12 protein-coding genes and 6 tRNA genes are annotated in these 11687 nt (G+C 68.6%); 2 read left to right on the top strand and 16 right to left on the bottom strand.

Features of this window, described 5'->3' with window-relative positions; all coding sequences use genetic code 11:
• Positions 1-22: 22 nt before the first annotated feature.
• The 7 genes from JUB11_RS18575 to JUB11_RS18545 all read right to left on the bottom strand — a co-directional run bounded on the left by JUB11_RS18575 (position 23) and on the right by JUB11_RS18545 (position 5960).
• Positions 23-943: an ABC transporter permease gene (locus tag JUB11_RS18575; RefSeq protein ID WP_207460068.1), complete on the bottom strand. Its 921-nt coding sequence runs from the start codon at positions 941-943 to the stop codon at positions 23-25.
• Entirely contained in the window at positions 943-1794 is an 852-nt protein-coding gene (locus tag JUB11_RS18570) for an ABC transporter permease (RefSeq protein WP_207460067.1), read from the bottom strand. The genes JUB11_RS18575 and JUB11_RS18570 overlap by 1 nt, the downstream gene beginning before the upstream one ends.
• Positions 1795-1808: 14 nt before the next feature.
• Entirely contained in the window at positions 1809-2426 is a 618-nt protein-coding gene (locus JUB11_RS18565; protein WP_207460066.1) for an ANTAR domain-containing protein, read from the bottom strand.
• On the bottom strand, positions 2423-3625 hold the full coding sequence (locus JUB11_RS18560; RefSeq protein WP_207460065.1) for a transporter substrate-binding domain-containing protein: 1203 nt from the start codon (positions 3623-3625) through the stop codon (positions 2423-2425). Before JUB11_RS18560 ends, JUB11_RS18565 begins: the two co-directional genes overlap by 4 nt.
• Positions 3626-3888: 263 nt before the next feature.
• Positions 3889-4356 carry an NADH dehydrogenase ubiquinone Fe-S protein 4 gene (locus tag JUB11_RS18555; protein ID WP_207460064.1) on the bottom strand — a complete coding sequence of 156 codons (468 nt, stop codon included), beginning with the start codon at positions 4354-4356 and terminating at the stop codon, positions 3889-3891.
• Between the two features lie 82 nt (positions 4357-4438).
• Positions 4439-4909, bottom strand: coding sequence for an Hsp20 family protein (locus JUB11_RS18550; protein ID WP_207460063.1), 471 nt, complete (start codon positions 4907-4909; stop codon positions 4439-4441).
• 133 nt (positions 4910-5042) lie between these two features.
• Positions 5043-5960 carry a LysR family transcriptional regulator gene (locus JUB11_RS18545; protein ID WP_207460062.1) on the bottom strand — a complete coding sequence of 306 codons (918 nt, stop codon included), beginning with the start codon at positions 5958-5960 and terminating at the stop codon, positions 5043-5045.
• A gap of 130 nt (positions 5961-6090) precedes the next feature.
• Here JUB11_RS18545 and JUB11_RS18540 point away from each other — a divergent pair, with 130 nt between their 5' ends.
• Together JUB11_RS18540 and JUB11_RS18535 are read left to right on the top strand one after the other, a co-directional pair.
• Positions 6091-7227 carry an alkene reductase gene (locus JUB11_RS18540; RefSeq protein ID WP_207460061.1) on the top strand — a complete coding sequence of 379 codons (1137 nt, stop codon included), beginning with the start codon at positions 6091-6093 and terminating at the stop codon, positions 7225-7227.
• 67 nt (positions 7228-7294) lie between these two features.
• A complete protein-coding gene (locus JUB11_RS18535) occupies positions 7295-7498 on the top strand; it encodes a hypothetical protein (protein ID WP_207460060.1) in 204 nt (67 codons plus the stop codon).
• A gap of 82 nt (positions 7499-7580) precedes the next feature.
• Here the strand turns inward: JUB11_RS18535 and JUB11_RS18530 are convergent.
• From JUB11_RS18530 to iolE, 9 genes are all read right to left on the bottom strand, one after another.
• Positions 7581-7667, bottom strand: a tRNA-Leu gene (locus JUB11_RS18530).
• A 43-nt stretch (positions 7668-7710) separates the two neighbouring features.
• Positions 7711-7785: transfer RNA gene (locus JUB11_RS18525), tRNA-Val, on the bottom strand.
• Between the two features lie 9 nt (positions 7786-7794).
• Positions 7795-7871: transfer RNA gene (locus JUB11_RS18520), tRNA-Asp, on the bottom strand.
• A gap of 34 nt (positions 7872-7905) precedes the next feature.
• Positions 7906-7981, bottom strand: a tRNA-Asn gene (locus JUB11_RS18515).
• Between the two features lie 85 nt (positions 7982-8066).
• Positions 8067-8142: transfer RNA gene (locus tag JUB11_RS18510), tRNA-Ala, on the bottom strand.
• Positions 8143-8156: 14 nt separating this feature from the next.
• Positions 8157-8243, bottom strand: a tRNA-Leu gene (locus JUB11_RS18505).
• Between the two features lie 226 nt (positions 8244-8469).
• A complete protein-coding gene (locus JUB11_RS18500) occupies positions 8470-9423 on the bottom strand; it encodes a heme-binding protein (RefSeq protein ID WP_207460059.1) in 954 nt (317 codons plus the stop codon).
• Positions 9424-9475: 52 nt separating this feature from the next.
• Positions 9476-10486, bottom strand: coding sequence for a sugar phosphate isomerase/epimerase family protein (locus JUB11_RS18495; protein WP_207460058.1), 1011 nt, complete (start codon positions 10484-10486; stop codon positions 9476-9478).
• Positions 10487-10488: 2 nt separating this feature from the next.
• Positions 10489-11463 carry a myo-inosose-2 dehydratase gene (iolE, locus tag JUB11_RS18490; protein WP_207460057.1) on the bottom strand — a complete coding sequence of 325 codons (975 nt, stop codon included), beginning with the start codon at positions 11461-11463 and terminating at the stop codon, positions 10489-10491.
• Positions 11464-11687: the final 224 nt, after the last annotated feature.

Below are 11687 nucleotides of genomic sequence, written 5' to 3'. Positions count from 1 at the left end.
TTGCATGTCCCGCGGGGGCCTGTCAGCGGAGCCGGATGCGGGGATCGACCAGGGGCGCGAGCAGGTCGGCGAGCAGGTTGCCGGCCACGATGAAGACGGCCGAGACCAGCGTCACGCCCATGATGATTGGAATGTCCACCTGCTGGATCGCCTGCCAGGCGAGCTGCCCGATGCCGGGCCAGCCGAAGACGGATTCGACGACGACGGCGCCGCTCATGAAGAGGCCGATGTCGATGCCGATCATCGCCAGCAGCGGCAGGAAGGCGTTGCGCAGCGCGTGCACCAGCACGATCCGCTGCTCGGCGGCACCCTTGGCCCGGGCGGTGCGGATGTAGTCCTGGCGCAGCACGTCCACCATGCTGGACCGCGTCATGCGGCCGTACCAGCCGCCGCCGAGGATGCCCAGCGTCATGGCCGGCAGCACGAGATGGGCGAAGGTGCCGTAGCCGCCGATGGGAAACCATTCGAGCTGCACCGCGAAGACGTAGAGCAGCAGGATGCCGACCACGAACTGCGGCGCAGACACGCCGACCAGCGAGGCGATCATCACCGCGTTGTCCGTGGGCTTCCCGCGCCGCATCGCCGCGACGATGCCCGCCGGCACGCCGATCAGCAGTTCGAAACCGATGGCGCCGGCCATCAGCAGCAGCGTGGCCGGCAGGCGGCTCCACACCAGCTCGCCCACCTCGGTCCGTTGCACGAAGGAGCGGCCGAGGTCGCCCTGAAGCAGCTTGCCCAGATAGCGCAGATACTGCTCCCAAAGGGGCAGATGGAGGCCGAGCTGCTGGCGCACGGATTCCACCGTGGCGGCGCTGGCCGACCGGCCGGCGATCTGGCGCGCCGGGTCGGCCGGCAGCAGGAACAGCAGCAGGAAGGTCACGACGGTGACGCCCAAAAGGATCAGCAGCGACTGGCCCAGCCGCTTGGCGAGGTACTTGCCCATCACTCACGCCCCCGCTGGGTCGGGTCGAGCGCGTCGCGCAGCCCGTCGCCCACAAGGTTGAAGGCCAGCGCCAGCAGCAGGATGGCGGCGCCGGGGATGAAGACCAGCCAGGGGGCCGAGGCGAAATAGGTCTGGTTCTCGTAGATGATGTTGCCCCAGGAAGCCTCGGGCGGGCGCACGCCGATGCCGAGGAAGGACAGGGTGGCCTCCAGCAGCACGGTGGTCGCGATGCCGAGCGTGGCGTAGACCAGCATGGTCGGCACGAGATGCGGCAGGATGTGGCGGAACAGCACGCGCGGCCAGTTGGCGCCGAGCGCGCGGCAGGCCTCGATGTATTCGCGCTCGGCCAGGGCCACCGTCTCGGTGTAGACGACGCGGGCGATCTGCACCCAGTTCACCATGGCGATGACCATGGCGACGATCCACAAGGACGGCTGGAAGATGGCGGCCAGCGCGATGGCGAGGATCAGCGCGGGGAAGGCGGTCATCAGGTCGGTGAAGCGCATGATCGCCGTGCCGACCCAGCCCTGGATGTAGCCGGCGGTGACGCCGAGGAAGGTGCCGAGCAGCACCGCCACCCCGTTCGCCAGCACGCCGATGACCAGCGAGGTGCGCGCGCCATACAGCAGGCGCGACAGCAGGTCGCGGCCGAGCTGGTCGGTGCCGAGCCAGAAGGTCGCGTTGGGCGGCAGCGGAGCCCCTTCGAGCGTCAGCCCCTCGAAGAACTGCTCGTCGGGCGGGTAGGGGGCGAGCGCCGGCGCCAGCGCCGCGGCCAGCGTCATCAGCACGATGACCACGAGGCCGGCGACCGCCACGCGGTTCTTCAGGAATTTGCAGAGTTCCTCGGACATGTCGGGTCGGGCTCTCACGGTTTTCCGGGCTTCAGCCCGGCGCGCGCCGCCTCGGCCTCGGGGGCCGCCAGCAGGGCGTCGCAGTAATCCTCGATGGACTGGCCGTGCTCCATGGCGGCGCGGCGGATCCGCTGCATGGCCTCGGCGCTCTCGATGCGCTGGGCGGTCATGACGCGCAGCACGGCGCTCGCCACCTGGGGCCGGCGGCGCAGCCGGTCGCGCAAGCTCCGCACCTCGCCGGCCAGAGCGCCACGCTGCCGGAGCGCATGGCCGGCGATGACCAGCGCGCTGTAGACGCCGCCGGACGACACCGGCTTCATCAGATGGGCGCCGGCGCCGCGCGCCAGCACCCATTCCAGCCGGCCCGGCGCCTCCGACCCGACGAGGGCCACCAGCGGCACCGGCGCCTCGCCCGGCGGCCAGGGAAACTGCTCGTCGAAGCCCATGTCGGCGTCGAAGAAGATCACGTCGGCCTCGGCGCTCTCCGCGTCCAGCTCGGGCCAGAGCGCGCGGGCCTGGATGCCCAGCCGCTCCAGCTGGCGCAGGACCGCGTCGGTGGTCGGGCTCGGCCGGTGCAGCACCACGGCCCGCCAGTTGCGGAAGTTCGGGATGGTGACGCGCGCGTTCGTCATGCGGTCGGCCTCGCATCGGGGGCGCTGCTGGGGACATCGCCGGCTTGGCGCGCGGCCGCGACCAGAGCCGCCAGGCGGTCGGGATCGAAATGGACGAGGTAGGGGTCGGGCGCCATCGGCTCCGGCGCGCTTTCGATGATGTCGAAGCGGCCCCCCTCGGCGATGCGGCCGAGATGGGGGGTGAGGGTGGCGTGGTTGGTCCGGGGGTCGATGCTCAAGCGGCCCGCCGGGGTGGCGAAGGAACGGGCGGTCAGCACCGGCTTGACCCCGGCGACATCATCGGTCCCCGCCTCCCGGATCGCCTCGGCCAGCAGGCGGACGGCGGCGTAGGCGCCGGTGAAGAAGGCGGAGGGCCGCCGCCCGCCGCCGAGCCGCGCCTTGGCGCGGGCGACGAAGGCGGCGTTCTCCGGCCCGCCGGCCTCCTCGAACCAGATCGCGCTGGAGAGATGGCCGATTCCCGCCTCGCCGATCAGCCCCAGCTCGCATTCGGTGAGGTTGCAGCTCACGATCGGGCGGATCTCCGGCCGGAAGGAGGGGTCCTGCTCGGCGAGCAGGCGCATGGCCCGGAAGAAGGCGTAGCTGGTCGTGCCGACGAAGTTGTTCAGGATGAAGTCGGGCTTCTTCTGCGCGATCTCCGCCACGATGCGGCCGACATCCTCGCTGCCCAAGGGCAGGTAGCGCTCCGACAGCACCTCGCCGCCGCAGGGCTGGATCAGGGCGCGGGCGATCCGGTTGATCTCCCAGCCCCAGATGTAGTTGGAGCCGACGAGGCAGGCCCGCGCGCCATAGCGCGGCAGGACATGCTGGAACAGCGGCACGATGTGCTGGTTCGGGCAGGCGCCGGTGTAGACGACGTTGTCGCTGCACTCGAATCCCTCGTAGGGGCACATGTACCAGAGCAGCGCGTCGTGCTTCTCGATGGCCGGGATGATCTCCTTGCGGCTGAGCGAGGTGATGGTGCCGACCACGTGGCGGCAGCCGTCGCGCCGGATCATGTCCTCGCACAGGGCGTGATAGCGTTCGATGACGCCACCGGGATTCTCGATCCGCGCGCGCAGGCGGAAGCCCAGGGACGGGTCGCTGTTGACCTCGTCCAGCGCCATCAGCGCGCCGTCGAGCCCGTCCTGGCCGAGCGCCGCGTAGGTGCCGGTCGTGGAGAAGAGAAGCCCCACGCCGTAATCCTGGCGATCCTGCCGCACCCGCCGATCCTCCCCCGGCCCGCTTGAAGCCGGGCCCAACGAAAAAGCCCTCCACCCCGGACCGCGCGCGATGCTGCAATCGGGATGAAGGGCTCATATGCCGTCCGGCGCATTTGCCGGTATGTGACGGCCAGATTACGGCGAAAGGAGAGGCTGTCAAGCCACGCCGAACGAATCTGTCGCAGGCAACCGCGAATTTTTTCGAAATGCACTCCGCTGGGGCAATTGCCTAAGGAGTTTGTTTAAAAGCTGGGCAGGCGGCCTCAGGCGCTTTTCGTACCGTCACGGGCCGGCTGCCCGTTCGTGTTCGCCGCCAGCCGATCGCGCATCCAGCCCGTCCAGAGCGGCATTCCGCTCGCCGGCTGTTCCCCGCCACGCGCCTCGATCAACTCATAGGGAAGGTTGCGGCGCTCGGCGAAGCGGACGGCGGCCTCCCGGCTCGGGAAGCGCAGCTCGACATGGCGCAGGGGATCCGTCCCGCCGCACCAGCCCATGAGCGGTTCGATGAACGGCGCGGAGGTCGGCTGGAAGCTCAGGATCCAGTCGCCGGCACGCGCCTTTCCCGAGGTCAGGGGGCCGTGGCCCCGCCGCCGGATCACGGCCCTGGTGCCGGATGGGTAGGCCGTCGGGCGCGGGTGCCGGCCGGGATCGTTCGCGGCCTGCGTTGCCCGTTCCGCCGGAACCCCGGCCGAATGCACTTCCGTCCTTTCCCGTTCCCTGTCCATCCACATCGCATCGCTCTCCAGTGAAGGGCCGGCCAGCGAAGGGCCGGCGCGCCGCCCGCCGCTTCGGCCGGGCGGCGCGCCACCGCCTTCAGGCGGCTTCCCGAAGCTCCGGCTTGCGGTGTTCGAGCGCCATCGGCTGCGGCGCGCTGCCGATCTGGATGGTGCGGGGCTTCATCGCCTCCGGCAGCTCGCGGGCGAGTTCGATGGTCAGAAGGCCATTCTCCAGCGTGGCGCCCTTCACCTCGACGAAGTCGGCGAGATCGAAACGCCGCTCGAAGGCGCGCATCGCCAGCCCATGATGAAGGTAGCGGGCGCCGTCGCGCTGCGGCTTGCGGCCGGAAACCACCAGCCGGTTGGGCTGGGCGGTGATGGTGATGTCCTCCGGCGCGAAACCCGCGACCGCCATGGCGATGCGGTACTGGTCCTCGCCGGTCTTCTCGATGTCGTAGGGCGGATAATGGTCCGCCGGCTCGTAACGCAGGACATCATCGAGCAGTTCGAACAGCCGGTCGAAGCCGACCGTCGAACGGAAAAGTGGAGACAGGTCGATCGTGCCCATAGCCACATCCTCCTCTTGAGCAACATGGATACGAGCGCGCCGTGATGTGCGGCGCGTGCCTGCCGGGTCCCTCATAGGCTCCCGGCGGCGGAGGATTTAGGCAGGGCCGCACGGCGGTCAAGAGGGGATGGAATCAGCCGTTTTCCTCATGGCCGCAGGCCGGCACCTGCAGGGTGAGGGTCGCCAGCGCCTCCGCCAGCGCGGCGATGAAGATCCGCAGCTTGGGAGAGACGAGCCGCGCGCTGGGATAGACGGCCCAGATGGCGAACTCCTGCGGGATCGAGGCGTCGAGGCGGACCGGCAGCAGCGTTCCCGCGCGCAACTCCTCCACAACGTCCCAGGCGGAGAGCAGGGCGAGGCCCAGCCCGCCGAGGCAGGCCGCCCGCAGGGCCTCCACGCTGGTGCTGGCGAAGCGCCCGCCGACCCGAACCTCGCGCAGCCGACCGTCGGTTTCGAAGGGCCAAGCCGCCATGCCCGTCAGCGTCAGGCATTCGTGGCCCGCCAGCGCCTCCACCGTGCGCGGCGTGCCGGCCCGCTCCAGATAGGCGGGGGACGCGCAGAGCACGCGCGGGTTGGGGGCGAGGCGCCGGGCGATGAGGCTGGAATCGCGCAAGCGCCCGATCCGCACCGCGACGTCCATCCCGGCAGCGACGATGTCCACCACGCTGTCGGTCAGCTCCAGCTCGATGCGCAGTTCGGGGTTGTCCGCCAGCAGCCCGGGCACGAGGGGCGCCACGATCTTGCGCCCGAAGGCGGCCGGCGCCGTCACGCGCAAGAGGCCGCTGGCCCCCTGCCGGGCGGGGGCGAGGCTGGCGCGCGCCGCCTCCTCGATGCCCAGCATCGCCTGGGCATGCGGCAGGAAGGCCTCCCCCTCCGGCGTGAGGGAGACCGAGCGGGTGGTCCGGTGCATCAGCCGGGTGCCGAGGCGCTGTTCCAGCGCGGCCAGCCTGCGGCTGGCGATGGTGGGCGTCAGCCCGAGCCGGCGCGCCGCCGCCGACAGGCTTCCCGCCGCGGCGGCCTGCACCAGAACGGCAAGCTCGTCGGTGTCCATAGGGCCTCGTGCCGTCGATTGTATCGTTTTCCGATAAGCCGGCTTGTCCGATGCGGAGACTACAGGAGCTTTCCGCACGACGCTATCTGGTGGCGACGCTCAATGACGCTCCAGGAATGAGGGAACAGCCATGCCCGACAGCTCACAGCCCAACAGCTCACAGCCCGACAGCCCGCTCTTCACCCCGGTCCGGCTCGGCGCGCTCGCGCTCGAACACCGGGTGGTGATGCCGCCGCTCACCCGCATGCGCTCGCGCCAGCCCGGCGACGTGCCGCACGCGCTGAACGCCGAATATTACGGCCAGCGCGCCAGCAAGGGGGGCCTGATCATCGCCGAGGCCACCGACGTTTCCGAACAGGCGCGGGGCTATCCCGGCGCGCCGGGCGTCCATTCGGCGGAGCAGGTCCGGGGCTGGCGCGATGTGACCGACGCGGTGCACGCCAAGGGCGGGCTGATCGTCCTGCAGATCTGGCACACCGGCCGGATCTCCCACTCCTCGATGCAGCCGGGTGGGGCGGTGCCGGTATCGGCATCGGCCGTGACGCCGCCGGGCGGCCACATGGACGCGCAGGGCCGGCCCGTGCCGTTCGAGACGCCGCGGGCGCTGCGCGAGGATGAGATCCCGGGCATCGTCGGCGCCTTCCGCCAAGCCGCCCTCAACGCGCGCGAGGCCGGGTTCGACGGGGTGGAAATCCATGCGGCCAACGGCTATCTGCTGGACCAGTTCCTTCAGGACGGCACCAACCGGCGCGAGGACCGCTACGGCGGCTCCCTCGAGAACCGGGCGCGGCTGCTGCTGGAGGTGGTGGACGCGGTGGCGGGCGCCTGGAGCGCCGACCGGGTGGGCGTGCGCATCTCCCCCTGGGGGCACTTCAATGGCATGAGCGACAGCGACCCCGGCGCGCTGTTCGATCATGTGGCGGCCCAGCTCGGCACGCGCGGCCTCGCCTATCTCCACATCGTGGAGCCGCGGGCCGACCAGAACAGCGACACCAACGCGCTGGACCCGAACGCGCCGGACGCGGCCTCGCGCTTCCGCACCCGCTTCGGCGGCCCGGTGATCGCGGCGGGCGGCTTCGTCAAGGAGACGGCGGAGCGGGTGGTGGCGCAGGGATCGGCGGACGCCGTGGCCTTCGGCCGGCTCTTCATCGCCAACCCGGACCTGCCGGAGCGCTTGCGCCAGGGCGCGCCGCTGAACCGCTACGACCGCTCGACCTTCTACGGCGGCGACGCGCGCGGTTATGTGGATTACCCGAGCCTGGGCTGAAGCCCCGGCCGGGATGGACGACAGGGCTCCGCCGCGAGGCGGGGTCCTCCTACGAAGGAAGGATTCGATGATGTTCTGCGACGAGAAGACCGCCGTCACGATGGAAGAGGTGATCGCCGCCGCACTGCCGCGATTCGGCTCCGTCGAGCAGGCGCTGGTCTGGTACGACGCCGTCAAGCTGGCAGGATTTCACCGCACCCCGCGCGAACTCGTGGGGGAGGGCAGGGGCGCCGTGGCCCTGGCGCATCTGCGCGCGATGGCCGAAGCGTGATAGCGGAAATCAGGTGAGGATCGGGAGGGAGAGATGCCGGCCTTCCCGGTGGCCGGATGCCCGGAAGGATTGTCCGGGGTGATGGTGCGGTCGAGAAGACTCGAACTTCCACGACATTTCTGTCACAGCGACCTCAACGCTGCGCGTCTACCAATTCCGCCACGACCGCATTCACTGTGGCACTCTACTCTGCAATCAACCGCTACTCTGGATGGTGGTCCCGACAGGGATTGAACCTGTGACCCCTACGATGTCAACGTAGTGCTCTCCCGCTGAGCTACAGGACCTCCAAAGAGTGGCGCGAGTGACGGGACTTGAACCCGCGGCCTCCGGCGTGACAGGCCGGCGCTCTAACCAACTGAGCTACACCCGCACTAGACAAGATACGCGCAACAACCCTCGCGAAGTGGCTCCGGATGCTGGACTCGAACCAGCGACACGCGGATTAACAGTCCGCTGCTCTACCGACTGAGCTAATCCGGAACGGTGGGCGGCTTATACGGGGCCGAAGCCTCAAATACAAGCACAATCGTCACAAACACAAACTTCGCTTCAACCCGACTTCGATTGGTGGAGCCAAGGAGGATCGAACTCCTGACCTCTACAATGCCATTGTAGCGCTCTCCCAGCTGAGCTATGGCCCCCTAATCGATGCCTTTGGTGCGCTCGGAGGGAGTCGAACCCCCACGGCCTTTCAGCCACTAGGACCTGAACCTAGCGCGTCTACCAGTTCCGCCACGAGCGCATCCCGCATCCGCCGGAGCGGCGCGGGCCGTCGATATAGGCGGAAGCGCGGCAGGCCGCAAGCGGAAAATTCTGCGGCCGGAGAATGGGCGAGGTCCCTCGAACCCTGTCGGGCGATCCATGGCCCACGCCCCTTCGCGGGCTCTCCGGCTGTTCATGAAAACAGCATGGCCCCTCTTCCGGAAGGAAGAGGGGCTTCAACCCGTTGCCCGCAACCGGGATGCCGTTCAGAAGGCCTTGATCAAGGTTCCGACCGTCACGTGCGGCCAGCTTCTCCCGCCGAAGTTCAGCAGCACGGTCTGCGAGTACTGCAGCTGCAGGAACTCGTTGCCGCAGGCATCCTCCACCGTTTCGATGGCGAAGACCGATTCCATGCTCGGCGCGTCGGCGTTGCTGTTGATGAACGGAATGTTCGCGATGCCGCCGGACGCCGGCGTTTGGGTGATCAGCCGCGTGATCGCCTTCAGCGTCATGCCCTTCACGTTGACCTGCTGGGCCAGCGCGTCGCGCAGCACCTGGTTCGGATCATCCAGGATGGCCTGGGTGATGCCGTCCGGCAGAGGGCTGGTGCGGAAGCTGGAGGCGGTGCCCAGATCATACTCGGGGAACGGGTTCTTCGTGCCGGCGGCCGGCGGCTGGCCTCCGATGCCGAAGGGCACCGTGTTGGCCGGCGGGATGGTCGGAAGCTTGTCGAACACCGCCTGCTGGACGAAACCGACGGTGCAGACCGCGTTGCCGTGAGGGATGGTGGCAAGCCGGGCGATGCTCGCGTCCGCTTTCGGCGAGGTGGTCTCCGGGATGTTCAGCCACATGCCCGGCTCGATGTGCAGCGCGCCACCGGAAACGGCGTCGGTCACCCGGTGCAGGTAGGTCACGCCGTAGATGGCGATGTCGTCCTGCAGGCTGCCGCGGTTGAAGACCGGCGAACCGATCGAGGTGAACTCGATGGTTTCCCGCAGCAGGTTCAGCTGCAGGAAAATGCCGTTGGGGCTCTTGCCGGAGAAGTCCGGACGGGCGATCAGGCTGAAGCCCGTGCCCTCCCAGAAACCGGGCAGATCCTTGAGCGCGCCCAGGCGGTCGGCCGTGGCGAGCTGCGAGGGCACGGCGCGCAGCTGGGTGGCGGGCGGCGTGTCGGTGGTGGGAGCCCTTTCGAGCAGGGCTGTCTGGCTGTCGTCGATCATCGCAATCTCCATGCGGGCGCCGCTCGGCGGCGCCCGTGAGGATGGGGGTGGTTCAGCCGGCGGCGCCGAGCCGTTCGACCTCGCGGCGCAACGTCGCCAAGCCCTCGCGGGCGACGTCGTAGGCGCTCGGCAGACCCGGTTCCGGCGCATCCTCGCCGGGGACCCAGAACTTCCGCCGGGTCAGGCGCAGGAGGCTGGCGAAGGGCGGAACGGCATTGAACACCTCGAGCAGCAGAGGACCGTCATAGACCGGCAGGATCGGGCGCAGGAACGTGTCCCACGGGATCCAGCTGTCATGCACCGCTCCGCGGTCGGGGGCGGAGATGTGGACGTAATGCAGCCGCTTCTGCGCCACGACCGTGCGCAGATTGTCCTCGAACACCGCCGGGCCGTCGCTGCCCAGCACCACATGGGCGCTGTCGATGGTCAGGCCGGTCTGCGGGGTCTGCACGCCCTCGAGGAAGCCGAGCACGTCCGACACCATGTTGGGCGCCGGGGTCTCCCAATGGTCCACCGGCTCGATGGCCAGCTTGACGCCCTTCTTCTCGGCATACTCGCCCAGCTCCTGGAGGATGGGCTGGGCCGCCTCGTAGCGGGGCTTCAGCCACTCCTGCAGCGCGTCGCTCCAGATCGGCTCGCCGTCGGCGGTGGTCGGGAAGACGCCGTAAGGGAGGACGATCGGTCCCGCCATGATCGACTCGCCGCCGAGCACCGCGGTGATGTCCACCCGTGACTTCAGGTAGGCGAGCGCGCCCTCGCGCTGCTGGAGGTAGGGCGAAGTCGGGTCGAAGATGCTCGTGCTGCCGACGTTGGTGGCGAACCGCACGCCTTCGAGGCCGGCCTTGTCGAAGGCCCGCTTCATGCGGGTGTAGCTCTCCACCTCGGCCTTGTGATCGCTGGTCGGCAGCGGGTGGATCGGCAGGTCGAAGCCGTCGTAACCCGCCTCGGTCATCGCCTTGATGTGCCGGATGATGACCTGGGTGTATTCCTCGTTGTCCGGCTGGAGGTCAGCCGTGAACATGAAGAAGCTGAGATAGATGTCCCTCTTCGCGGACTTGCCCATGGTTACCACCCCAGCGTCTTGCGCAGGTAGGCGCGCGCCATCTTGGCGTACTGGAGCGGGATGGCCTTGGCCGGGTCCTGCTCGGCCTCGATCACGATCCAGCCGTCGAAGCCGGTTTCTCCCAGGATCGACAGGATCTCGGGGAAATGCTTGTACGCACCGTCGCCCGGCACGGTGAAGATGCCGGCCTCGATGCCCTCCTGGAAGGACATGCCCTTCGCGTGCATCTGCTCGAGCACGTCCGCGCGATAATCCTTCAGGTGGAGATGCTTGATGCGGCAGGCGTATTTCTTGGTCGTCACCAGCGGATCGGCGCCGCCGCAGACGAGGTGAGCCGTGTCCAGAAGCATGTGGACCAGATCCACATTCGTCATTTCCATCAGCCGGTCGACCGCGGCCTGCTTCATCACACCCGTGCCCAAGTGCGGGTGATAGCAAAGCTGGCGCCCTTCTTCCCTGGCGATCCGGCCGATCTCGTCGAGGCCCGCGGCCAGGTTGTCCCACTGGCGGTCGTCGAATTCCGGGGCGTTCGCGAAGAGCGCCACCGGCTGCGGGTTCACGGCCTGGCCGAATTCCGCCACCACGAGGTCCGCCTTGCGCCCGGTGTGGTTCTTGCCCTCCACCTCGTTGATGAAGGCGAGCTGCTCGCGGACCTTCGCGATCGTCTGCTCCTTCATCGAATCGATGGTGAAGTAGGTGCTGACCCAGGGCTCGGAAACGCGCAGTCCGCGCAGATCCAGGGCCGCCCTCAGCGCCTGCGGATCGGTCGGGTACTTGTGCCCGATGCTGCACCCGACATAGCCGGCCAGCGCCATCTCGCTGATGCACTGCTCGAAGGGGATGCCGATGTCGATGTTGATGAAGTCGTCGTTCCACCAGAGCGTCGGCGTGATGCCCAGCGATACCCGGGCCGGGGTGAGATAGCGGCGGCCGTCGCGGATTTCGGGCTCGACGTAATCGGAGCAAGTCTGCGTCATCGTGGCGTTCCTTGTTTTCGCGGTTTCCAAAGGGAGGTCGGGAGGTTCAGGTCTGATACCGGGTTCGGAAAATTCCGACCTCCGAACCCGGTATAGGGCCGCGACTGCGGCCCCGCGCCCCATGGCGCGGAAGTCCTGACCGCAGGTCAGGACTTCATGAAAATCGTATGAAATCCGGGCGAGCGGCGCCGTCACGGCCAGCGAGGCTGGCCATACGCGCTCCC

Origin of the sequence: Azospirillum sp. SYSU D00513 (genome assembly GCF_017356015.1) — a bacterium.
GTDB lineage: Bacteria > Pseudomonadota > Alphaproteobacteria > Azospirillales > Azospirillaceae > Azospirillum.
This window is presented reverse-complemented; position numbering and strand designations above follow the sequence as displayed.

Coding starts and splice junctions, on each gene's coding strand:
- JUB11_RS18575 (WP_207460068.1), bottom strand. CDS start 943: ATGGGCAAGTACCTCGCCAAGCGGCTGGGCCAGTCGCTGCTGATCCTT.
- JUB11_RS18570 (WP_207460067.1), bottom strand. CDS start 1,794: ATGTCCGAGGAACTCTGCAAATTCCTGAAGAACCGCGTGGCGGTCGCC.
- JUB11_RS18565 (WP_207460066.1), bottom strand. CDS start 2,426: ATGACGAACGCGCGCGTCACCATCCCGAACTTCCGCAACTGGCGGGCC.
- JUB11_RS18555 (WP_207460064.1), bottom strand. CDS start 4,356: ATGTGGATGGACAGGGAACGGGAAAGGACGGAAGTGCATTCGGCCGGG.
- JUB11_RS18550 (WP_207460063.1), bottom strand. CDS start 4,909: ATGGGCACGATCGACCTGTCTCCACTTTTCCGTTCGACGGTCGGCTTC.
- JUB11_RS18545 (WP_207460062.1), bottom strand. CDS start 5,960: ATGGACACCGACGAGCTTGCCGTTCTGGTGCAGGCCGCCGCGGCGGGA.
- JUB11_RS18540 (WP_207460061.1), top strand. CDS start 6,091: ATGCCCGACAGCTCACAGCCCAACAGCTCACAGCCCGACAGCCCGCTC.
- JUB11_RS18535 (WP_207460060.1), top strand. CDS start 7,295: ATGATGTTCTGCGACGAGAAGACCGCCGTCACGATGGAAGAGGTGATC.
- JUB11_RS18500 (WP_207460059.1), bottom strand. CDS start 9,423: ATGATCGACGACAGCCAGACAGCCCTGCTCGAAAGGGCTCCCACCACC.
- JUB11_RS18495 (WP_207460058.1), bottom strand. CDS start 10,486: ATGGGCAAGTCCGCGAAGAGGGACATCTATCTCAGCTTCTTCATGTTC.
- iolE (WP_207460057.1), bottom strand. CDS start 11,463: ATGACGCAGACTTGCTCCGATTACGTCGAGCCCGAAATCCGCGACGGC.